The following is a 23,036-nucleotide window of genomic DNA, read 5'->3' on the forward strand; positions in this document are numbered from 1 at the left end:
AAATGGTTCAGGGCACTACCGAATCGGGACGCATGGTCGCATCTGCCCGCCGGAACGAGCCTTCGACGGAGCGCACTCCATCCGGGTCGATGTCCGCGGACATCGGCTGGCGCGGTAGTGCACCACGGGCAACGCTGCCGAGCCGGAGGTCACCGGGAACCGGCCCGCGGGCGCGACGACGTGGACCCGGGTGCCGCGCGCCGACGGCGATGGCTGGACCGTCTGCCGCGCCCATGCGAAGACGTGCTGACGATGATGGCGATATCGACGGTGCATGAGTCATCGAAGACGAGGGCATTCACTCGGCCTGTGCTACGAGGGAAAGCTGACCTGATCCGCCGGGATGACGAAATGCGGTGTGGCGCAACGGAAGCGCCACACCGCACCGGCTCGGTTGGCTAGGGCTGCCAGGTGATCCGACCGCCCTGGAAATCCTGCGCCTTGCCGCCCTCGTAGTCGTATTCCTCGCCGGTCGGGAGCCCGTAGCGCCCGGCTTCTCCGCCATTGGAGACCCACAGGTCGCGGATGGCGCCCCAGACGACATGCGCTCCGGTACGCGCGGACCAGTAGATCGCGCCACCGGGGAACAGGTTGTAGCGCCCATTGTCCTTCTGGGTGGCCGCCTCATCGGTGAGCGGGAACCCGAGCGCGCCGCTCTCCCAGCCGTAGGCCCCCCACTTATCGCGGATGGCGCCGCCGATCTGGTGCGCGGCGGTCCCGACGGACCAATAGATGGATCCGCCCTGGAAAACGTTGTAGTTACCGGATCCCGTGGGCGTGGCTTGTTGCCGGGTGACCGGGTAGCGCAGCACTCCGGTCTCCCAGCCGAGGTCGCGCCACTTATCGCGGATCGCGCCACCGACCTCATTGGCGCCGGTATCGGGATGCCAGTAGATCGAGGCATTGCGCTCGAACGCCTGATATCGACCGCCATTGGCGGCATCGAGCTCTGGGGTGGTCGGATCGCCGAGCACTCCCGGACCGCCCACCTGGTCGTATTCGACCTCGATGGCGCCGCCGACGTCGAACGGGCCGACGGGCCGCGCGGTCGCGGTGCCGAGACCGACGCTCAGCGCCAAGGCCAGCGCGGCGGTGGTCGATGTCAATGCCGCCCGCGCGTGCGATCCGACGGGTCTGTGGGTGCGAAATTGCCGTGCCAATGGAACTCCTGAGCAGGTCGTAGTCGAACACGAACTTCGGTGATGCCGCGATCTGTCGTCAGGTTGTCGACAGCTTTATCGGCGGCCGAGCAATATCCGTTGGCCAACCTAGCTATTCCGTGCTTCGGAGAGGGGCCAGCGATAGGGATTCGCTTGTATGGAACCGGTCAATGACCACTCTGCCGATGACGGCGAAGCTGTGAAATCGTAGGCGCCCGGTCACGAACATACCGCAGTGGTTGGCCCCGCTGGGCAAGTAGTGAGTTCGGTGGTCCGCAGTGTCGAGGGAGGCCGCAGTGGGTCATTTATCGCCGGGCATGCTGGGGAGACGCGTGGAACACTCGCGCCAGAGCCGGTGGATCTTCTTGTTCGCCTGCGAGCCCTCGTCGAACCGCAGCGCCGCACAGGCGCGGCGGAGAACCCGTGCCTGGGATGTTTCGTCGCGTACGAGCGCAGCCAGGCCCGCAGACCGGCGTCCGGGCCGGCCGGACTCTGCGCGGTCGGCAACCACCTATAGGTGCATCGATGCAGCCCAACAACCTTGCACGCGAACCGTTCCGACAAACCCATCACCTCGGTGGGCATGTCCACGACGCGGCGTCCGGCCGCTGGGCTCACCATTATCCCTTGGCGATCTCCCGCAACGCGTCCTTGTCCAGCTCGGATTCTGGCCAACAGCCGCTTCAGTCGGGCGTTCTGTTCCCGCAGATCCTCGAGCTCCTTGGCCGCGCCGGTGTCCATCCCGCCGTACTGGCGGCGCCAGTTGTACAGCGTCGCCGCCGACACTCCCAGCTCGGCGGCGATCTGCTCGCCGGTGTGTCCCTGCAACGCGAGGAAGATCTGGATGGCGCGCAAACGGCCGACCCGCGAGCTCATGGCGCAACTGAACAGACCCCGACGTCAGCCGTAGTATTTCTCAACATCTCCCTTGATATGGATGTCGCGATCAAAGTAGGCAATATTTTGAACGTAGAGCCCTGAATTGACTTCCAGGCCACCGCTGCCGACTACGACGGCTGCGTCCTGCTCGTGGAGGTAATGGATCTCGAGACGTTCCCAGAACCAGGCGTATTCGCGGACGTCGAGCGTGCCCTGGAGTTTCGTGTTGCCGGTGACCGTGAGGTCGCTCTGGAGGCTGCCGGTGAGGGTGAGGTTGCCCTGCAGGTCCGTGTCGCCGGTGACGGTAAGGCCGGTGAGGGTGGGGTTCTCGATTGTGACGGCGACAGTGGCGTATTGATAGATGGGTTCGAAATTGTTCGGGAATTTCGATCCGGGGGTGAGGGTGGCGCGCAGAGTGTAGGTGGTGTCGTTGGTAGGGGGTTTTTGTGCGGGATGCTTTGGCGGGGGGTTTTTCTGTAGGATGCATTCGGTTGCGGAGTCGTCGAAGACAACTTTCCCGGACCCGTCGTAGATGACGAAGTGGGTGCCGTTGCTTTCCCATGCGAGTCCGATGGGTTCGTCGAGTTGGAACTTGGTTTTCGGAACGGTTGGACCGCCGTATCCGAACGCCAGGAAATTGTTGATGAAGAGGGTCTGCGGCTCGACACCGAGAGTGAATGTGCGCTTTCTGAGCACGGATTTCGCGGTGCCGCTGGTCGCCGACATTTCGAGCACCTCGCAGGCGAGCGGTCCCGTATTGCTCACCGTGCCTTTCAAACCGATATCGAGTTGCGAATCGAAGGATTTTCCGGCTTGTAGCGACGTGAATTTTTTCCGCCAGTACAGAGCTCCGGACTCTTCGCCCTCATCTCCGGGATCGACATTGCTGCTGGGTTCCCAATTCGCGCTGCTGTACGACCATTCTGGTTCCTCTGCGAAATACGCATTTCCATCGACGTCGTTCTTGGGGACGCTGATCTGGATCGATGTGCAGTACACCGCAGGCGTCTTGGGTTTCAGGACCGAGATCGTGATGCGGCTCGTGCCGTCTGCTTGCAGGGGCGTCGGGTTGGTGGCGAATCGGTAGGTGAGCAGCGGGGGTGTCGGGTTGGTTGGCATCAGTGGTCCTGTTTCGGGTCGGCAAGGTTGGTGGTGAAGCGGAGCAGGCCGTCCATGACTGTGGTCGGGGCGTTGGGGAATTGGGCGTCGGGTACCACCGGGGCAAGGGAATGAGGAATCCAGGTGTTTTTCGGAGCAGGTTGCAGCCAGGTCCAGGTGCCGTGTTTTTCGCTGGGTTGGGGGAAAGCGATGGATTTGTCTGTGCCGGGGACGGTGACGAGGGGACCTATGTGGAAGAGGGCCTCTATGTGGTCGAGGGGGGCTTGGATATGGCCGGGGGATACGGAGATTTCGGCGGTGGGGGTTATGCCGGTGACGGCGTGGACTTTTGCGTGCGGATCCATCAGGAGCAGGAGTTTGGTGGGGGTGGTGGCGGCGAAGGTGAGTTGGAGGTAGTTCGTTGCCGAGGGGCTGCTGCTGGGCCCGAGAGGGCCTATTTGGTTGGCGTAGTGTTGTTTTCCGTCCGGGACGGCGACGCTGTTGAAGTGGTCGAAGCGGTACGCGCCGTGGGTGTCGGTGGTGAAGTAGCCGACGAGGCCGTCGTCGCGGGCCCACTGGTCACCCAGACGGACGGCGAAATCGTGCTTGGTGAATTCCGGCTCCGGGAGTTTCAGGGTTGCGCCCCACCCTGTGGGGAAGATCGGGACGCCGTCGAGGCGGAGGCGGAGTTGCGCTTGGACGAGGGCCAAGGGTCTGCCGATGAGGACCGAGAGGTTGTGGTCGGGGCGGGCACCGAGGGGGTCGATGCTCCAGAGGGTTTGGTCGATGACGTCCAGGAACTCGGTGAAATTGTCGGCGTTGGCGAGTTGTGGGGAACCGATGAGCCCGGCGACAACCGGGGCGCGGACAGCCAATTGCTCGAGGGTAGTGAGGGTTGCGTCCGGGGGTGGTTCCCAATGGCCGCCGGTGGTGAGCAGGCGGTAGGTGCCGAGCAGGCCGCCGGCGGGGTCGTAGAGCAACAGGCTGTGGTCGAGGTGGTTGGGCAGCAGCCAGCCGCCGATGGGGTTGGCTTCGGCGTCGGTGCCGACTATGCGGGTGCCGGTCATGCCGTCGAGGAGGTCGAAGTCGAGGCGGGCCGGTTGCAGCAGGCGCGGCGGGAGTTGCGCGATGGACTCGATGTCCGCGTCGAGTTTGGTGTCGGCGGCGAAGGCGTCATCGACGACGACCGGGAAGTTCTTGTAGTCGAACAGGCCGGCATATTTGGGGTCGGAGTTGACGAAATCCAGGACGCGACCGAACTTGTCGTAGAGGAACAGTTGCTCGAAATAGATTTGGCCCTGGCGGGTTTCGTGGAAGGGGGCGTCGTCGCCACCGGGTAGGTAGGGGACGGTGGAGATGCGCCCGAGGTAGCGCATGGGCAGGCCATCGGAGGTGGCGGCGTCGGGGTAGCCGGCCAGTTCGGCGATATGACGTTCGTCGGGGTCTGCGGCGACCGGGCGGCGGAAAGCGCGCGGGTCACGGGCTGCCAGGCGGTCGTTGAAGCCGGTCATCTCCTGGGCGAGGAAGCCCCAACCGCCCACGGCGGCAATCCATTTGGTCAATTGCTCGTGCTGCTCGGCGGTGCCGTGGTCGGTGACGAACTTCTCCAGGCGGGCGGCGAACATGCTGCGCGGATGCGGGCTCAGACCCGATATCCCCTTGATGACAACGGGTTCGTCGGGGTCGGGGATCTCGGCTTTGCCGGGGGTGAAGCGGTAGTCGGTGCCGTCGAATGTCCAACACCGTTGCTTGTCGACGAGATAGGGGATGGGCAGGTAGCGGGTCTTCCATTCCATGAACAGCGGTTCCCACGGCTGCGTCCAGGCTTGCAGGCCGACTGCGGGCAGGGTTCCGGTGTAGTCGGACGGTTTGTGCGCGGTGAGGACGGCGGTGACGGCATCGGCGGACACCTTCGCAGCAGCCGCCAATGCGGCGGCGTTACCGGGATCGAGCAGGAAGTACTCCGCGAGCAGCGCCAGCACGGTGTCCGGCAGTGCCGCATTGTTGGGGAATCCCGGCATGGCACCTTGACCAGGTGTGGCGGTAATTGTCTTGCCCGACACCGTGACCCGGGTGATCAGGCTCGAACCGTGGTCGTCCACCGCCCGTACCGGCAAGGGCTCGTCGTCTCCGATGACATCGCTCGACGGTTGTATCCCCGACAGTGCTACCACTGGGTTGGCGGGTCGCCAGAACGGTGTTTTCGGGATCGCCTTCAGATTCGCGCCCTCCGGTATCTTACGGGCCTGCGCGAAGGAGCCGATGCCGGCTTGCATGGCCGCGTGCGCTGTCGCGTGCGTGCTGCTCGGATCCGGTTGCGGCACAGCGTTTGCCAGATCGCGCGCCTCGATGGTCAGGCGGCGCACAGTGTGCGCCAGCCCGGGCTGTTCGGGGTCGAGTTCGGCGTCCATTTCGTCGGGGTCGGGCGTGCCGTCCTCTGCGGGATCCACCCAGTCGTATTGACCGCGCTTGAGCCACAACGCATTCAGCCGCCACTGCGCCGAGGCCAACTCGCCCAGCTTCTCGTCCAGGGCACGCTGGGTGTCGTTGAGCCTGTCGAGCCAGTTCGGGGCGACGATGGTGCGGGGTGCGCCGTCGGGTGAGGGTGGTGGGGTGAGCGTCCAGTGGTATCCCCCGCCGGAGGCGTCGAACCAGGAATTGCGAATGCTGCGCTGTACCAGCGCGTCTCCTCCGCTCTGGTCGGCCAGCGGCAGGACGCCGTGCAGGAATGCGCGCAGCAGCTGCATTTCGGCGGGATCCAGGGGCGCGACGCCGTTCATGGCGCGGCCGGCGAGGGCAGCGAAGGCATCCTCGGTGGTATTGCCGATCGCGGCGTCGAGAGCACCGCCGTTGCGGACCTGCCGCAACGGACTTTGCGGTGCAGATTTTGGGTCCCATTTCACGGTGAGCGCATTTCCGGAGTACAGGCTGCGGGTGGCCGGTGTGACCTTCGCGTCCTGGGTGGGGTTCCCGGTCAGGCGCGGGTCCAGCCATTCGAGCCGCTCCAGCAGTTCCGGATAGGTGAACCCGGACGGCAGTGTCGCCAGCACGTCGGCGCTCGGATTCGAATACCAGCCGACGACGTGATAGCCGAGCGTGTCCGCCGCGGGAACGTCGGCGAGGTCGTCGATGAAGGAGAAGATATTGCTGTTGTGCGGTGTGTAGGAAGGAAAGTAGGGGTTGCCCGCGCCGATGGCGGTCAGGAACAGCGGGTCGGTGGCGGCGCGTTCCTTCCACGATCCGGCGGCCTGCGCGTCGAACGCCATTCCGATCGGGACACGGTAGGTGCCGAGGGCCACCGTGGTGGGACTGGCATTCTTGCGGTAGGGGTCGCGACTGGCTCCCCACGCGGTTCTGGTCGACTCGCCGATCACATGATCGGTGGAGTACGCCAGATCATGTCCGCCGTTCTTCGCGTCCTCGGACCATATGCTGTGCGGGCAGTCGCTTTCGATCACCCAGCTCTTGGCCTTGCGCGGGTTGGTGCCGCTGAAGCGGGTGAGCAGCCAGCGGTTTGGAACCACGGGGAAGGTGAGCTCACCGGTCATCTGATCCTGGATGCCGTGGCGCAGACCGCGCGGCAGCGTCCAATGCAGGTGGACGCCTTTGCCGGTGAGCTTCGGATCGCCGATCTGATTCTCGCCCTCGTCGGGGTCAGGACTGCTGAAATTATCGAGGGCGGTGTAGCTTTCGCGCCAGATACGGAAGGTGTCCTCGTCCAGAACGGCTTGGGTGACTACGAGCGCATCGAGTGAAATGGGAACTACGAGGGTGGGGCGCATGCTGATTCCTTAGCTGCGGTCGGGACCTTCGAAGCGGATCGCCTCGGGCACCCGGACCATTTGCAGGGCGAGGTCGGCGGGGCCGATGGGCGCGACGGATCGTTTGTGAGCGTCGGCGAGTGCAGATTCGAGATTCGGCACGAGGCGACTCAGATCGAGAACCCGGTAGCCGAGGCCGGACCGTACGTTGTCGAAGACCGAGAACTTCAGGTCATCGGGGAAGGTATCGCCAAGGTGCGAGCCCTTGGAATCCTTGGACGGCAACAGATTACGCAAGGGGATGTATCCCTCGTCGTCGACACCGAAGCGGAACCCCTCCTGGGGCTCGCGCAGCTCGACAAGGGAGGGGATGCCCTCGAACAGGCACAGCAGCACGTTCGGCGAGAGATGGTCCATGCGCAGTATCGGAAGGCGCTTTCCCGCGGGGTCGTAACCGCGCACCGCCAGGTTCGGCCAGCCGGAGACGATTGCCGAACGCAGTAGGAAGCCGGAAATGCGCTGCGGCGCCTCGGCGCCGGCTGAGCCACGCGGACGGTGTGCGGCCACTCCACGCGACTCGTCCCGATGCGCCAAGGCATTCTGCGTCGCTGACACCCGAACGTAGTCGCCGACGATCCGATCCTGCACGCCATCGCGGCTGGACTGTGATCCGATGCTCAGCGCACCGGATACCAAGGCGTTCAACCAGTTCCAGTCGACGTGGAAGAATCGTAGCGACTCGACCGGCAGGATGGCCGCTTCCGGGACGAGCTGGGTGAACGGTATACCGTAGAGCAGTATCCGCTGCCCGAGCCAGGCTGCGATCGGCGCGAGGTGCTCCGACAGCGGCGGCTGGCCGATGGCGGATTGCAGGGCCGCTCGGGTTTGCGGCGAGTCGAGGAAGCCGGCAAGCGCGGCATGCTGATCCGGCGGTGGCGCGATGGGTGCGGGTGGGGTCCACGCCTTACTGGGGCGGGCGGGTGCCTTGCCCAGCGTGCTCATGAGATTGCCGTTCAGCATGGCACCGAACGCGGCGACCGCGCTCGACGAACCAGCACCGGCAGGCAGATGCGTGCTGATGTATTGCTGATAGAGCTTGTCGACCACACCGCGCGCGGCTCGTTTCAGCACCATGAGGTCCTGCGCGAACGCCGAATCACTGACGGCCAGAGCCCTTCCCATCTCGAATGCGGACGCGAGAGAGACATCGAAACTGCCCCATGCCGGGTCGTAGCCGATGAGCGCGTCCGACGAGGTCGCGGTGGCCGCCTGCGGTGTGGCGGCCGGGACGACCGGGGTGAACGGACCCCGATACCAGGCGTACGTGGATTCCCCCGAGCGCGTCGAATATGGCAACGGCACGAAACCGTCATTGAGCCGGCGGGCCACTTGGCGTTGTGGCGCAGTAGAATTCGTGGTGTCCGGGTAGGGCGAGGACAGTCTGAGCCACATCTGTTCGGCCGGAGCGCGGGTGGCCGAATTCGGCAGACACGCCAGAGCTTCGGCCAGTTCGCGGAAGTCGCCCTTCGGGTCGGAGTAGCACCAGAACGACCAGCTGCACAGCGACAGCAGTGCCACCGAGCTGTGCCCGCCGAAGTTGGGGTTGTCCACCAGCATCTTCTCGTGACCCTCGAGCGAGACCAGGTGCACGATGTTCTTGGTTCCGGTCGCGGCGTCGCCCGCCGTGGGGAATCGAGACGCGACAACCACCGAGAACAGGCCGTCTTCGGCGATGCCAAGGATCGGGCGGTCGGCTGTGTTCGCGCCTCGTGCGTGCGTAAGGTAGTGCGCCTCGGTGAGTCTCGGTGTCACCGCGCGGAAGGCATCCGCGGTGACCTGGATGTAGCAGCAGGGTGAGTCGATGGCGATATCGGGTTCGCGGGACAGCGAGGGCTTGAGGACGCTGGAGTCCTTGGCGAGGAAATCTTGCACGGTGGCATTGATGGTGCGGGTGCGATCGGTGATCGCACCGACCAGTTGGTCTTCGGTGAGAACCAGCAACGCCAACCACGGTGTGCCGTCCTTGGCGGCCATGGTGCGCTCCCACGGCAGCATCGGATCACCCAGGACCACGTGCGGCAACACCCTGTCGAACTGGCCGCTACTGGAATCGGCCGGCTGTTTGGCCAGCACCGCGCCGGGATCGATCGAGATCTGCGGGCCGCGGACCGTGAACTGCTGTGTGGCGTGGAACTTTCCGTCCTCGATGATCGATGAAGCACCGGAACCGGTTCCCGTCAACAGATCATGGGTGACCTCGATCGAATAGTTCCCGGCCTGCAGGCCCGGCACATAGTTGTCGTGGAGTTCGACATCGCCCGGTGGAATCGTGTCACGGGCGAGATGCGGGCGACTGCTCATGACGGGTTCCCCGCTTTCTGGACCATCGGCGCCTGAGCGAACAGGTGAGTGGCCTCGGCGGCCAGGGTTACCAGGTTGTCGTTGCCGCCGGTGTAGAGCTTGGCGGCCAATAGCGCGGCGAAAACCTGATCGCGGCTCTTCTTGGCCGGATCGGCCGCGGCCCTGGCCAGGTTCGCCATCGCGTTCTTGTCGGGCCCGGACAGATAGTCCTTGTTGTCGGCGGGATGCTGCGGCAGCGGCGACACGCCGGGCTGGATCTCCTCGAATGCGTAGGTGCTGAGCGGGAATACGCCGCGCGACGGTGCTGGCGTCGGGCGTGGTGCCTGCACCTGATAGCCGACCTGCTGGTCGGAGACGACATCGGCGCTGGGCCCGCCGGGCGTGTGGACGAACGGTGAGGGCGGTGAACCCCACAGCGACGCGGGCAGATTGTGTTTGCCCGGGGTGATGGTCCACCCGTCGGTCTTGATATCTCTTCCGTTGTGCTGCACGGTCATTCGATGCACACCGGCCAGACCCGTGCGGTTCATCGGCCGGATGTCGATGCCTGGACCGTCACCTTGCTGCGGGGTCAGCGGTGCGGTACCGATCCGCAGATGACTCGCAGGGATCGCCGACTGGGTGGTGAAACGCAAGTCGCGTGCGCGAACCAGCCAGCGTTTACCACCCGAACTCCCGGCATCGGGGATGGCGCTGTCCAGCCCGCTCACCACAGTGATCGCGAGAACCTTGTCCCGCGCGGGCAGCATGGCCGAAACCTCGTGCCACGTCAGGGGTTTGGCTGGCAGTGCACGACCGTTGTCGCCGAACGCGATGGTCACTTTGAACACGAGAAGCTTCACCGTGACGGTGCCGCCGAACGGTGTCCCCCACAACCGCAGCCAGGCACCGACCGATACCGAGAACGTCTTTTGGACACCCAGGACGGACATCGTGACCGATGCGCCGATCTCGATGCCGATCCCTGCGGTGAACGCGAAGGGCCGCCACGACACCAGCAGATCGGCTTGCGCGGTGAACCACGCTTGGACCGGACCCCACTGATACAGCACCTGAAGGTGCGTGCCGGCCATCGCGCACGACGGGGTCACCGCCAGATAGGCCTCAGCGCTGATCGACACCATGCTGCTGACCGCCCAGCGGATACCCAGGCGCGGGACGGCCGGGAAATAAGACGGCACCTGGAACGCCGGGTGATACCCGCCGAGGGTGAAAACGAACTGTCCCGCATGAGGATTCGAGCCGAAGAATAGGGCAGCGGCGAAACCGCCGGTGAGATGGCAATCCTTGGTCAGAACGTAGGATGCCGCCGACAGTTGAGCCTGCGCCTGCGCGATACCGTCGATCGGCCGCAGGGTGGCTTCGAGACCGAGCTCGGCATAGACATAGATTTCCGCCGACTCGTCCTTCAACGGAAGTTGCAGAATCGCGGTTCCCAACATGGCGAAAATCAGGTCGTGGCCGAACTCGGCGGCCAGCACGACGGTCGCCGTCACCACCTCGGAAACCGTCAGCTGCGCGCCCACGCCCAGCCAATAGTTGCCTTCCCGCGGCGCAATCCACTCCTTGGATGTGCCACCCGGTGCGGCCGGCTTACGACCCTCCAAGACGTCGAGGACATCCATCGCCTTCTGGCCCGGCTTGTCCAGCACCAGCAACGGGAAGTTCGGAACCTCCGCGGCAGACGGGATCTTCAAGTCCCGGTTGAAGCCGAAACCGGCCATCAGCGCGGTAATGATCAGAGGCGGCTCACCGATCGGCACATCGAGCTGCGCGAAGACGAACAGAGACGGCTTGCCGTCGGACGCAGACGACTTGCCGTCGGACAGTTGCGCATACGACCCGACCGCGGACAGCGAAAACTTTTGCGTCTCGACGACAGCGGCACCGTCGTATTGGAAATCAATACCCTTCGGCGGATTCAGAACATGCAGCAGCGCACCGGAAACCGTCAGAGACGGATTCGTGAACGCCACCCCCAGACCCGACAGCGCGAACGTCGGCTCGAACTTGTCCAGCGGCGACCCCACCGCCAGACCATCGAAGCTCAAAGTCAACGGCCCCAGCTTGACTGCGGCATCGAGCGCGAACAGCAGCGCATTGTGCTGATAGATCAATCCGATCCGATCGACCTGCAACGCACCGAGCTGCTTTTGCACCTGCACCCAGACACTCGGCGAATTCGACGGGGGCGCGGCACCCGCGGCCAGCACCACCGATTGCGGCGCAGCGGCCGCCGCAGGCAAACCCAGAGCCACCGGGACTGGGGCGCCACCGAGCATCAACGTCGCCTGAACAGCCGGACCGGCCTTTAGCCCCCCGGTCGGTATCGACTGCACCCCGGCGGTCCCGAGCAGCGTGTTGACCGAGCCGGCCGTCCCGGAATCCACGGCAGCCGTGCTGTACAGCACCTGGAGATCGTCGATGCTCAGCGTCCCGATCGAGGCCAGGAACCCACCTACCAACGGCAGATTCGCCAGATCCAGGCTCGCACCCAGATCGAACCCGACCAGCAAACCCGGTTGTCCCGTCCCGGTTGTCACCCGGATGACCTTCGCGTCGCGCAGACCGACCCGCAGGCCCTCGGGTACCACCACCGCCAGATCCGTAGAGAATTCCCCGACCCACTCCCGCAGATCCACTGGCGCACCGGTACCCACGGTGGTGTAGGCACCGATCACGGTCTGGGTATTGCCCTTGGTGTCGAAGAGCAGATCCAGTTCGAAGCTGCCGACGATCAGGCGTCCGCCGTACTGGGCGTCGCTGTCGGTGCGCGTAATGGTGGCGCCGATCGACGCGGTGAGTGTGTCGGTAATGTGGATGTCGCCGACACAGGTGAATCGGAACTCCTTGCTGCCGGCCTTGTGTGAAAGCCACAAACTGCTCAGTTTCAGACTCGAAATCGGCGCGGGCACAGGATTTTTCAGCTTCAGCGCGGGAAGCAACGCTTCCATTGTGACGGCCTCGCCGGCCGGGATGCCACCTTCGAACATCCAGCTGCCGTCCGTGCCGGGCGTGCGTGCCGCAGTGATCTCGATGGGGATCGCCCCGGCGATGTTCACCGTTCCCGAAAACCGGCCGACGATCCCCTCATCCGGGCTGTAGGCCAGCGTCATCGACAGCTCTTCGATCGCAAAATCGACTATCTTCCAAGTACTGTCGAAATGCATCGACAGTTCGTAGATACCGCCGAACCCGCCGCTGAAACGCAGCTCCCGAATCTCGAGACCGGTCGGCACCTCCGGTGTCAACAAGCCGAAGCCATCGAGGAGATGTGAGACGTCGATCGCGTCTTTCGATACGCTCGGCTTCAAGCTACCGGTGATGTACTTGTCCTCCAGCCACAGCGCAACGACCAAGTCGACATCGTTGGCGAACGGAAGCTCGGCGGTGACTCCTGTCGATGCGACCACATAGGTGATCGGCGTCGCATCGGCCTTCTTCTCGAAGCGATAGTCGAATCCCAGAACCTCACCCAGCGTGAGCTTCAGATCTTGCAGCCCTTTCTGCAGATCCGCCAACCGATCCTTGACGAGTAGCTCAACGAGGGTGGCCAGGGTGAACGCCTTGGCCTGCACCGACCGCACGGCCGCACGCAACGCACCGGATTCGTTCGCGGTGAGTGTGGAAAACACTGGCGTCCCATCGAACTTGCCACTCAGCACGCAGGTGACCGTGCCGTCCTGCATAACCGTGACCGCCATCCCGGTCACGGTCGTGGCGGGGGCTGCGGCCGCCGGCCAAGCCTGCTCGGTCCATGAGACCGAAACCGTCAATGACTTTCCCCCCGTGAGTTCCGGAGCCAGCGGCCCCCCGGCGGCTTGGATCTCACAGCCGGCGAAGGTACCCAGCATATCTCGCAACTGATCGGGCAACTGATCATCGGACGACTCGAGAACCGGCACCCCGCCCAACCCGATCAAATGCTCTCTCAAAGCGTTCAGATCGAGCGCGGACTGTTTTTGCGGCGAATCATTCATGACCGGCTCTTCCAGCGTGCCCCCGAATTGCCCAGAGCTTCCATGGCCATTGGGCGGCTGACCCAACAACTTCCGCGACGAAATCCCGCGGTCGTGCCATCCGCAGCTTTACTCAGTGCCTCCCAGTCTCTTATTATCAGATAGAATGGCGGCATCCGTTTTATTTCGACTTTATTTTTATCGCCACCTTCAAATTCCCCCCAGCAATAATTCGACGGCGGTTGATTGCCCAGAGGAATTCCGCCCACCCATTTCTTGCCGAGATGGTCGCGGTACCCATCGAAACGCGCCATCTCCGATGTCATTCGCGCCAGTCGATGCAGCGACATTGTTACATTCTCCAGATCGCTCGACAGAGCGTTCCTACGATCATTACCGTGTAGCCTGCGATTCAGGCCGGATAGGTGCCTGTGCAATACTCGAATATCTTTGAAAAAGCGGCCTTTCGAGAGCAAGTCACCCGCGTTGTCATTACCCCTGGAGTAACTAATATCAACATAGATTTTGCCTTCAACAGGGGTCGCGCCCAGATATCCCCTACCGCGATACGGCAGCTTCGCCAAGGCCGTCGGCCAATTTCCCTGAGCCCATTCCTGATTATCCCAGGCCGCCATGAACCGAACATCGGCGTCTTCACGGTCAACTGTCCAGCCTCGAAGATACAGATTCGACTTTTGGAAATATAGATCGACCGATCCCTCGGGCCCGTCACCCCCGACTTCTTCCGGGAACGAGAATCTTACCGTGAAGAAATGATGATCCAGGTCTCTGGGTTCTCTTTCCCAAGTCCCGTATCGCTGTCTCAGAAACGCGATCATCCTGCTGTATGGGTCCTTTGCGAAGGCATCTTTATTGAAGTCTTCCGACCTATCGGCATTATCCAACGGCATGGCAGAACTCTTTTCGCGCAGCAGAGCAGAATCCAACGGACACGCGGAGTAGATCCATTCATGAGATCGCGGCCATCTTATCAGGATTGCCTAGGTGGGAACGGCGAATCGCCCGCAAGAGATTGCGGGCAATGACGGTGGCGGAATGGCTAATTTTCAGCGTCGGTTGAATTCATCGACGCCAAGAGAATCGGGGGGTATTTTACCATCGTGCACGATCTGTCGCAGGCGCCGACCTGTCGGGTCGCTGAGTCGAGGCGGTCAACGATGCGCTGCAGTGCCCGAGAGCTGCGGGGGACATCGAGAGGACAACGCTCCCGAGGATCCGTCAGGGCTTCCCATGAAGATCCGCAGCAATCGACGAGCATGCATCCGGCCCTCCTGCCCCATCCAGAGCAGGCGATACCGGTGGCGAAATGCCACGAAATGTGCAGTGCCGCAGCGGCTTTACCTGACAATAGGTCGTCTCTGGTCCCACTCGAGCCTGGCAATCACCGCCAGTGCGTAACGCGCGTCGCCACGAACGACGCTCGCGCTGGAAGCGGGTGGGCGCCGGAACGAAAGACTGGCGCGGGGCTTACGAGGCACGGCCCTTTCTGGTCGTTGTCCGCGGTCGATCATTCCACGCCGGTCATATGAAAGGGCGTGGCCGATGCCGGGAACCCGTCGTGCTCGGTCGTCCGGTGCTGGTAGATCTGTTGTGTGGTGTTGGATCGTGTTGTGGCCGAGCTGGATGTTCAGGATCGGGATCCGGTTCACCCGGTCGGAGCCGCGGGCCTGGGCGTGGGAGGATGTGCGCGGGTTGACCGCGGGTCTGGAGCGTAGGAACGGTTGAACTTCGTCCGAACGCGCTGGTGACGTGAGTCCAGACGGGATGCAACGGTTGCCGCGGCGCCCTGACTGGGATGTGGACAGGGTGCGTGATGATGTGCGTGACTATGTGGTCGAACACCTCGGCGATCCCGATGCGGTCCTGACCGGTGTCGAGACCGGATTTCTGAAGAAGGGCACCACATCCGCTGGTGTGCAACGGCAGTACCAGCCCACCCACGTCACTACCTTCTGCGGCTTCACATCCATAGGGGCATCAAACGCGCCGTCCGCTACCTCGCCACCATCCACATCGCCGCAATCAACCAACGGCTCCGATCCGCGTCAGGACAGGTCGACACGCCCGCCCTCACCCGCTTCAACACAGGCCCTACTACCACCACATCATCCTGGTCATGCTCGCCCACGCCTTCCTCACCGTCAGCGACCCAAAAGCCCACACGCGCAGGGCCGGATCACAGTCGCCGACATCCGCCGTCTCCTCGCGGTGATCATGCACCCCAGCCGCACCCAGGTCCTCGCCGCCATGGTGAAATCCGCTCTGGTGCAAGCCATGTCAAATCGACTCCGGATCCTTGCCGGAACTGCCATCGATTAGCTACGGTGGAACACGTTCGCCGAGAAAACCATTGGCAATCAGGTCAGCCACTCACGGGGAGGTTCCTGACGTCATCGTGGCCTGCGGGCCACACCAGAGGCCGAGCGGTCTATCCGACTCGACTTCACCGGAGGATAGGGCCTCGACGATGGTATCGGAAATCAATGAATACCAAGGCGCGTCACCGGATGCGGTCCGCCATCACTATGACGTCGGAACCGAGTTCTATCGGCTGTGGCTCGACAGCAGCCTGACCTACTCGTGCGCATTATGGTCCGAGGGCGACGATCTCGACCGTGCGCAGCAGCGCAAGCTCGACTATCTGATCGAGCGGGCCGACATCGCCGGCGCGCAGCGCGTGCTCGACATCGGATGCGGCTGGGGCAGCTTGATGCGACGGGTAGCCGACCGGAACGGGCAGGCCCGCATCACCGGCCTCACTCTCAGCCGAGACCAATACGACTATGTCCGAACGCATTCCACAGATCGGATCGATGTCCGGCTCGAACACTGGAACACACATCGTCCGGACCTTGCTTATGACGTCATATTCTGCGTCGGTGCACTCGAACACTTCGTGAAATTCGGTCTGTCTCGGCGCGACCGCACCGCGGCCTATCGAGAGTTCTTCACGCACTGCACTCGCATGCTCCGCCCGGGCGGCGGGCTGGTCATCCAGACGATCGGCAAGGGCAACCGGCCGCTGGACCACAACGCGCTCAACGATGTGCAGTTCCTAGCGAACGAGATATTTCCGGAATCGGATCCACCGCGACTGTCCGAACTCGCCCACGCCGCGGAGAAACTTTTCGAAATCGGTTCGGTGGTCAACGATCGTCACGACTACTCGACCACCTGTGCGGAGTGGCTGCGCAGGCTCCGGACACACCGCGCGGACGCGCAACGGCTCGTCGGCGCCCGCATTACCGAGGCATACGAACGTTATCTGGAGGCGTCCATCCGGCAGTTCGACCGGGAACACCTTGTGCTCTACCGAATCTCGCTTCGCAAGGTGGCTGATCCGCCGCCCGAGGCGTGACCGGCCGTCTAGCCAGCGAGGAGTCAGTCATGAACCCGGGACCCACGCCCCGCGTGAACGATGTCATCACCGAACTCGACGACCTGCGTGTCGACCTGGCTGGACGCCACCGGGCCTCGGCCAGCGCGGGAGCGACGATCGACCCCGCGGCGGTCGATGCCGATATGCACGCCCTCGACCGCGACGGTTACGTCGTTCTACCGGACCTGATCACACCCGAGGAATGCGAACGCATACGCGCCGCAAGTACGGCTCTGCTCGGCCCACACGGCCGAAATACGTTCGAGGGCAAACAAACCCAGCGGGTGTACAGCCTGCTCGAGAAGACCCGCGTCTACGACCGGCTGCTCGACCATCCGCGCGTGCTGGCCCTGCTCGACCGGCTGTTCCTGCCGAATTACCTACTCTCCCAGCTGCAGGTGATCAACATCCTCCCCGGTGAGCAGGCCCAGCTCCTGCACCACGACGACGGCTTCTATCCGATACCCAGGCCCCGCCCGCCGCTGAGCGCCGCGACGATGTGGGCCATAGACCCGTTCACAGATCGCAACGGCAGCACGGTGATTCTGCCCGGCAGCCACCGATGGGATTCACGCCAACCGACCGAATCCGACACCCGGGTCCGCACGCGGATGTCCGCGGGCTCGTGCGTGTTCTACCTCGGAACCCTCTGGCACGGTGGCGGCGCGAACCAGACCACCGCTGCTCGGCTTGCCGTGACCGCACAGTATTGCGAACCGTGGCTGCGCCCTCAGGAGGCGTACACGCTATCGACCAGCCGAGAAACCGCACGAACGGTGTCCGAGGACATCCGCCGCATGCTCGGCTACAGCATCCACCCACCGTTCATGGGGGCTGTCGACGGCATGCACCCGAAGCGGCTTCTCGAAACCCCCGATCCGGCAATCCCACAGACGGGCGCTTAGCCGAATTATGCTGCTATACCAAACCTTCCCGATGGGCCGATCCCGTCGCTCCCGCTGATCGGCCAGAACCTATTTCCGCAACCTACCGGCCGACAGATCCCACGAATTGGCACAGAGCCCGGCTGCCGGATCTCTACCGACCCGAACAGAGGAGGAAACGATCCGACCGCTGCGGAGCGACGCGAAGCCAAGCTGAAGGTTGCATCCGAAAGTACCCCTAAACCATGCGATCGACTCGGGATCCAGTGGTCAGCTCTGAACTACATCTACAATAAGGCATATGTTCCAGTCGACGAGGATTGTGCTGGCATCTCGGCCGGAGGGCGCACCGACTCCGGAGAATTTCCGGATCGAGACCGTGGGATTGCCGGAGCCCGGCGCAGGGGAAGTGTTGTTGCGCACGCTGTATTTATCGCTGGATCCGTATATGCGTGGGCGGATGAGCGCCGCGGAATCATATGCGGCGTCGGTCGAGGTGGGGGATGTGATGGTCGGTGGCACCGTCGCCGAGGTGCTCGAATCCCATGATCTGTCGCTGGCGAAAGGCGATGTGGTGCTGGCCTATTCGGGCTGGCAGACGCATCAGGTCGCGCCCGCAGCGGGTCTGCGCAAGCTGGATCCGGACAAAGCGCCGATATCAACCGCGCTCGGTGTGCTCGGCATGCCGGGCTTCACGGCCTATTCCGGACTGTTGCAGATCGGGCAGCCGATCGCGGGGGAGACCCTGGTGGTGGCCGCGGCCAGCGGTCCGGTCGGTTCCGCGGTCGGCCAGATCGCCCGCATCAAGGGCGCGCGGGCGGTCGGCATCGCGGGTGGGCCGGAGAAATGCGCCTATGTGCGTACGGAATTGGGCTTCGATGTCGCGATCGACCACCGCGCACCGGATTTCGCAGACCAATTGCGCACGGCAGTCCCCGACGGTATCGATATCTATTTCGAAAATGTCGGCGGTGCGGTGGCGGACGCGGTGTACCCGCTGCTGAATACCTATGCGCGCGTGCCGGTTTGCGGACTAATTGCGAATTACAATGTGACCGGAATGCCCGCCGGACCCGATCGGCTGCCCGGCTTCTACGGTCGCATTCTGACCAAGAGCCTGACGGTGCGCGGATTCATCCAGAGCGAATTCGTCCGCGAGATGTACAAGGACTTCTTGCGGGAGATGTCGGGATGGATCGCCGAGGGCCGGGTCCGCTACCGCGAGGACATTGTCGACGGCCTCGAGCATGCGCCGGAGGCGTTCATCGGCATGCTCGAGGGCCGCAATTTCGGCAAGCTCCTCGTGCGGGTCGGGTAGCGGACCCGGGCCGGATCACACCGGCTGCGGCGACAGCGCGATCTTTGCCGACCGCCCCGGCGTTTCGCTCGCGGCGGCGGCATCGGCCGCGGCCTCCAGCGGGTAGGTGGCCTCGACGTCGAGTCGCAGCGCACCCGTTGCCGCCATGCCCACCAATTCGCCGATCAGCCGCCGCATCTCCTCACTGCTGGTCTGCTCGGCCCGCTTGGTACCCCAAAAGCCCTTGATGACAGCCTGTTTGAAGATCAGCGGACCCGGATTGATGGATAGCGGCTGACCGGAGAGCGCACCGAACGAGATCAGCTCACCACCGGGGCCGAGCAGCGAGAGCAGCGCGTCGGCCGCCCGCCCGCCGACCTGGTCCACGGCGCGCACGACCGGCGCGCCCGCCGTCGATGCGATGGCGCGGTCGAGCCAGCCCTCGGATTCGGTATCGAAGACCGGCTCGAAGCCCAGCTCGCGCAATGCCTTTTCCGACGCAGAACCGCGCACCAGGTTGAGCACATTGATACCGCGTTGCCGCGCAAGCACATTCATCAGGCGGCCGACCGCACCGTTGGCGGCATTAATCGCGATCCAGTCGCCGGGCGCCACCCGCAGATCCTCCAGCAGCATCAAGGAGCTGAGCGGCATTGCCAGCAGTTGCGCCGCCGTCTGATCGGAGATGCTGTCGGGCAGCGGAACCACCTGCGTCGCCCTGGCCAGGAAGTACTCGGCCCACACCTGGTGGATGCCGGAAACGCTCACGCGCTGACCGACCTCCAGCCCGGTCACATCCGCGCCCACCGCGTCGATCCGGCCGACGGCCTCAGTGCCCGGAATCGCGGGCAACTCCGGTTTATAGCCGTATATGCCACGGATGGTCGCCAGATCGTGATTGTGAATGGGCGCGAGAATGAGCTCGATCCGCACCTGACCCGCGCCCGGTTCGGGCGTCGGCCGCTGCGCGATGGTGAGCACATCCTTTGGTTCGCCGAAACTTTCGATGACTACGGCACGCATGGTGAATTCCTTTCGTCAGTCGTCAGCGAGGGTGACCTGGACGTCGATATTGCCGCGGGTCGCGTTGGAGTACGGGCACACCTGGTGTGCCTTATCCGCGATGGCCTGCGCCTCGGCGGGGGACAGGTGCGGCAGCGAAACCTCGAGGGTGACGGTCAGCTCGAAGCCGCCCGCCTCGTTCGGGCCGATGCCGACCTTCGCGCCCACCGCGGAATCGTCGACATTGACGCCTTCGCGCTTGCCGACCAGGCGCAGTGCGCTGTGGAAGCAGGCCGCGTAGCCCGACGCGAAGAGCTGCTCCGGGTTGGTGCCAACGCCGCTGCCGCCCATTTCCTTGGGGATGTCGAGGGCGAGGTCGAGCTTGCCGTCGGAGGTGCGGGCGTGGCCGTTGCGTCCGTCGCCGGTCGCGAGGGCTTCGGCGGTGTACAGGACGGTCATGTCTGACTCTCTTTCGATCGGGGGTGCAGCATCAGCGAATCGGTAAGTCGCCGAAGGGTTTCGCGCAGTGCGATGAAATCGTCGGGGGACAGGCCGCTGGCCTCGCCCATTTCCATTGGCAGACACCGTGCTTCGGTCCGCAGCCGGCGGCCGTGCTCGGTGAGTTGGACATCGACCCGACGTTCATCGGCCGCTGCCCGGCGTCGCTCGACCAACCCCGCCGCCTCCAGCCGCTTGAGCAGCGGGGACAGGGTGCCGGAATCGAGTAGGAGTGCCTCGCACAGGTCGCCGACGCTGCGACCGTCGCGTTCCCACAGTGCCAACATGACGAGGTACTGCGGGTAGGTCAGCCCTAGGCGTTCGAGCTTCGGGCGATAGACCGCCGTCATCGCCCGCGACGCGGCATACAGCCGGAAGCACAGCTGCTCGTCGAGAGTGAGGTGATCGGTCATGTCCATTACAGTAGCGGGCAATTATATTGCGCACAACTAATTGGTCCGTGGTTCATGTCACAACAACCGTGCGCGGGCTGGTTATCCCGCGACGCTGCCGCCGCCGATGCCCAGATAGACGATCATCATGGTGAACAGGAACCAGCCCGCACCCTGCCAAATCGGCCAGCTCCTGCCGCGCCGCCACTCCCGATAGGTCTGCACGAACGCGCCGATGCCGCCGAGCATCAGCACCACGGTCGGCCCGGCCACTACCGCGGTCTTCGCGGGCGTATCACAGAGCATCATCTCCGCATTCGCGCAGGCTGCGCGGTTGGCCGCCCAGATCGCGGTGATCACGAAGACGACCGCGGCCACCGCAAGGACCGTCGCCACATAGATCGCCACCCGGCGGAAGGTCCGGTTGTCCGCCGTCCATCGCTTCTCCAGATCGTTGACCATGATCGATCACCTCACCGGTGGAGTTGCCGAGCGGTGCCGACTCAAACGTCAGCCGATGCCGCGACGGACGTGGCGATCATTGTTTGCGGCCGACACCTGCCCAGTACCACGCCGATTCGGGGTCGGTCTGGACGGCTCGAGCACCGCTCGTTAGGTGGCCGACCAGTTCCGGATGCCAGGTGACCACGGGAACGACGCCGGGTTCGACCAATTCGGTTCCGGCGAACAAGCTTTCGGTTTCGGTGCGGCTGCGCGGACGGAAGGTGATTCCGGCCGATTCGGCCGAGGCCACCACCCTGGCCATGGCGTGGTCGTCGAAGTCGGCGGTGGGATGGGTGATCACCAGGTGGCTTCCGGCCGGGACCGCGTCGAGCAGATTCTCGATGATTGCGTGTGGATCGTCGCTGTCGCGGAAATACATCATGATCGCGACCAGCATTATCGCGACGGGGCGATCCAGGTCCAGCGTCGCGGTGAGCGCCGGATCGCGCAGAATCGAGGCCGGATCGTGCAGATCCGCATGGATAAAGGAAGTTCTGCCCTCGCGGGTGCTCGACATGAGCGCCCTGGCGTGTGCCAGGACGATCGGATCGTTGTCCACGTAGACGACCCGCGCGGTGGGATCGATGCCCTGGGCGATTTCGTGGGTATTGCCCGCGGTGGGGATGCCGGTGCCGATATCGAGGAATTGAGTGATGCCCGCGTCGAGCAGGTAGCGCACCGCGCGCCCGAGGAAGGCCCGATTGGCGCGGGCCATGCTGCGGATGGCCGGAACATGGGTCGCTATCGCGTCGCCGAGTGCGCGGTCGGCCGGATAGTTTTCCTTTCCGCCGAGCCAATAATCGTAAACGCGCGCTTCATGAGCCACGCTGGTGTCGATTTTGGTCGGTGATCCGGTCACGGTTTCGGTCCAGCTGTCCGGCATGACGATTCCTCCTCTGGCGGGCGGGCCGTCGGGTACCCGCAACCGCCGAGCCGTCCACGGTCGACGGCCCACTACTGCGAATTTGCTCGCTCAGGATAGGCCCGGGGGACATTCGGCCCGCCGGGATTCGGGCGGCATCAGGGGAACGATTCGGGGGCCGGATCCGGCCGCGGAGCGGGCTAGCGCACGGCAGGCAGATCAGGTGGATTGCGCCGGGCGCTGTGCCGGATCTCGACCCAATAGGTCGCGATGACGGTGGTGTAGACGGCCACGATCACTGCGACCGGAATGACCAGCAGCAGTACGAGTAGTGGTAGCAGGAAAGTCATGTGCGCTCCCCGATTTTCCGGGTGATGTCGGCAAGGACGGTGGGTGGCGCCGCGCCGCGCCGATTCGCTGTCGGTCCCTTACATTCAGCGACCCCCCACCAAGATCGTAAGTCCGGGAAAGCTCACCGGCATGGGCCGGGCAGTGTGAGTTGGGTCATGTACCGACCGGTGTGTCGTTGTCGCTACGTGATCTTGGTGAGGTTGAATCGATGAGCTCAACGCGTCATGGCGATCTATCGCGAAAGCTCTTCCGAACATCCGCTGCAGTACCGGCATGCGACAAGGAGCATGAAGTGAGCATGATTCTCGCCGCACTACACGACACCGTACTGGCCGAGGTCAGTAATCCGACACCGGAGGCGCCGCCGATGTCGGACAAATTGGAGCAAATGGGTCGGTACTTCACCTGGCTGATTCAGCTCTCCGGCGTATCCGCCATTACCTACGGCGGCGGTCGGTTCGCCTGGGAGAAATGGTCCGGCGGCCAGCTTCAGTCGCCGAAGATGATCGCCAGCGCGATGGCCGGTGGTGCGGTCGCGACCAGTGCGGGCACGATCATGAACGCGGTCATATAGCAACTTCGCAGCAGCCTGCGCGAACCGGGCGCCCGCACACATCGCGTGTGCGGG

Annotated in this window: 17 protein-coding genes and 1 pseudogene; 5 read left to right on the forward strand and 13 right to left on the reverse strand. The window is 63.9% G+C overall.

Going from position 1 to position 23,036, the window contains the following annotated elements; all coding sequences use genetic code 11:
* Positions 1-398: 398 nt before the first annotated feature.
* The 7 genes from ABZW16_RS26340 to ABZW16_RS26370 form a co-directional block, all read right to left on the reverse strand.
* Complete coding sequence (locus ABZW16_RS26340) at positions 399-1,160, reverse strand: hypothetical protein (protein ID WP_354958721.1); 762 nt, start codon at positions 1,158-1,160, stop codon at positions 399-401.
* 219 nt (positions 1,161-1,379) lie between these two features.
* Entirely contained in the window at positions 1,380-2,036 is a 657-nt protein-coding gene (locus tag ABZW16_RS26345; RefSeq protein WP_354958722.1) for a transposase, read from the reverse strand.
* Between the two features lie 24 nt (positions 2,037-2,060).
* The gene (locus ABZW16_RS26350; protein WP_354958723.1) at positions 2,061-3,158 is read right to left on the reverse strand and encodes a hypothetical protein; all 1,098 of its coding nucleotides are present in this window, start codon (positions 3,156-3,158) and stop codon (positions 2,061-2,063) included.
* A complete protein-coding gene (locus tag ABZW16_RS26355) occupies positions 3,158-6,919 on the reverse strand; it encodes a hypothetical protein (protein WP_354958724.1) in 3,762 nt (1,253 codons plus the stop codon). The genes ABZW16_RS26350 and ABZW16_RS26355 overlap by 1 nt, the downstream gene beginning before the upstream one ends.
* A 9-nt stretch (positions 6,920-6,928) precedes the next feature.
* Positions 6,929-9,259: a hypothetical protein gene (locus tag ABZW16_RS26360; protein WP_354958725.1), complete on the reverse strand. Its 2,331-nt coding sequence runs from the start codon at positions 9,257-9,259 to the stop codon at positions 6,929-6,931.
* The gene (locus ABZW16_RS26365; protein ID WP_354958726.1) at positions 9,256-13,239 is read right to left on the reverse strand and encodes a DUF6603 domain-containing protein; all 3,984 of its coding nucleotides are present in this window, start codon (positions 13,237-13,239) and stop codon (positions 9,256-9,258) included. The genes ABZW16_RS26360 and ABZW16_RS26365 overlap by 4 nt, the downstream gene beginning before the upstream one ends.
* Entirely contained in the window at positions 13,236-14,129 is an 894-nt protein-coding gene (locus ABZW16_RS26370; RefSeq protein ID WP_354958727.1) for a hypothetical protein, read from the reverse strand. Before ABZW16_RS26370 ends, ABZW16_RS26365 begins: the two co-directional genes overlap by 4 nt.
* Before the next feature lie 702 nt (positions 14,130-14,831).
* Here ABZW16_RS26370 and ABZW16_RS26375 point away from each other — a divergent pair.
* The 4 genes and pseudogenes from ABZW16_RS26375 (at position 14,832) to ABZW16_RS26390 (ending at position 18,820) form a co-directional block, all read left to right on the forward strand.
* Positions 14,832-15,558: pseudogene (locus ABZW16_RS26375) on the forward strand (transposase).
* A 148-nt stretch (positions 15,559-15,706) separates the two neighbouring features.
* The gene (locus ABZW16_RS26380) at positions 15,707-16,597 is read left to right on the forward strand and encodes a class I SAM-dependent methyltransferase (RefSeq protein WP_354958728.1); all 891 of its coding nucleotides are present in this window, start codon (positions 15,707-15,709) and stop codon (positions 16,595-16,597) included.
* A 53-nt stretch (positions 16,598-16,650) separates the two neighbouring features.
* Positions 16,651-17,523 carry a phytanoyl-CoA dioxygenase family protein gene (locus tag ABZW16_RS26385; protein ID WP_354958737.1) on the forward strand — a complete coding sequence of 291 codons (873 nt, stop codon included), beginning with the start codon at positions 16,651-16,653 and terminating at the stop codon, positions 17,521-17,523.
* 280 nt (positions 17,524-17,803) lie between these two features.
* Positions 17,804-18,820, forward strand: a complete 1,017-nt coding sequence (locus ABZW16_RS26390) for an NADP-dependent oxidoreductase (RefSeq protein WP_354958729.1) — start codon at positions 17,804-17,806, stop codon at positions 18,818-18,820.
* A 15-nt stretch (positions 18,821-18,835) separates the two neighbouring features.
* Here the strand turns inward: ABZW16_RS26390 and ABZW16_RS26395 are convergent, their stop codons facing one another.
* The 6 genes from ABZW16_RS26395 to ABZW16_RS26420 all read right to left on the reverse strand — a co-directional run bounded on the left by ABZW16_RS26395 (position 18,836) and on the right by ABZW16_RS26420 (position 22,407).
* Positions 18,836-19,822, reverse strand: coding sequence for a zinc-binding dehydrogenase (locus ABZW16_RS26395; RefSeq protein ID WP_354958731.1), 987 nt, complete (start codon positions 19,820-19,822; stop codon positions 18,836-18,838).
* A 15-nt stretch (positions 19,823-19,837) separates the two neighbouring features.
* Positions 19,838-20,260: an organic hydroperoxide resistance protein gene (locus ABZW16_RS26400; protein WP_354958732.1), complete on the reverse strand. Its 423-nt coding sequence runs from the start codon at positions 20,258-20,260 to the stop codon at positions 19,838-19,840.
* Positions 20,257-20,712 carry a MarR family winged helix-turn-helix transcriptional regulator gene (locus tag ABZW16_RS26405; RefSeq protein WP_354958733.1) on the reverse strand — a complete coding sequence of 152 codons (456 nt, stop codon included), beginning with the start codon at positions 20,710-20,712 and terminating at the stop codon, positions 20,257-20,259. Before ABZW16_RS26405 ends, ABZW16_RS26400 begins: the two co-directional genes overlap by 4 nt.
* 81 nt (positions 20,713-20,793) lie before the next feature.
* Positions 20,794-21,153, reverse strand: coding sequence for a hypothetical protein (locus tag ABZW16_RS26410; protein WP_354958734.1), 360 nt, complete (start codon positions 21,151-21,153; stop codon positions 20,794-20,796).
* 76 nt (positions 21,154-21,229) lie between these two features.
* Positions 21,230-22,078, reverse strand: a complete 849-nt coding sequence (locus ABZW16_RS26415) for an SAM-dependent methyltransferase (protein WP_354958735.1) — start codon at positions 22,076-22,078, stop codon at positions 21,230-21,232.
* Between the two features lie 179 nt (positions 22,079-22,257).
* Complete coding sequence (locus ABZW16_RS26420; RefSeq protein WP_354958736.1) at positions 22,258-22,407, reverse strand: hypothetical protein; 150 nt, start codon at positions 22,405-22,407, stop codon at positions 22,258-22,260.
* 299 nt (positions 22,408-22,706) lie between these two features.
* Here ABZW16_RS26420 and ABZW16_RS26425 point away from each other — a divergent pair, with 299 nt between their 5' ends.
* Entirely contained in the window at positions 22,707-22,982 is a 276-nt protein-coding gene (locus tag ABZW16_RS26425) for a hypothetical protein (RefSeq protein ID WP_354958738.1), read from the forward strand.
* Positions 22,983-23,036: the final 54 nt, after the last annotated feature.

It is taken from the genome of Nocardia sp. NPDC004604 (assembly GCF_040609795.1).
In the GTDB taxonomy this organism is placed as follows: Bacteria; Actinomycetota; Actinomycetes; order Mycobacteriales; family Mycobacteriaceae; genus Nocardia.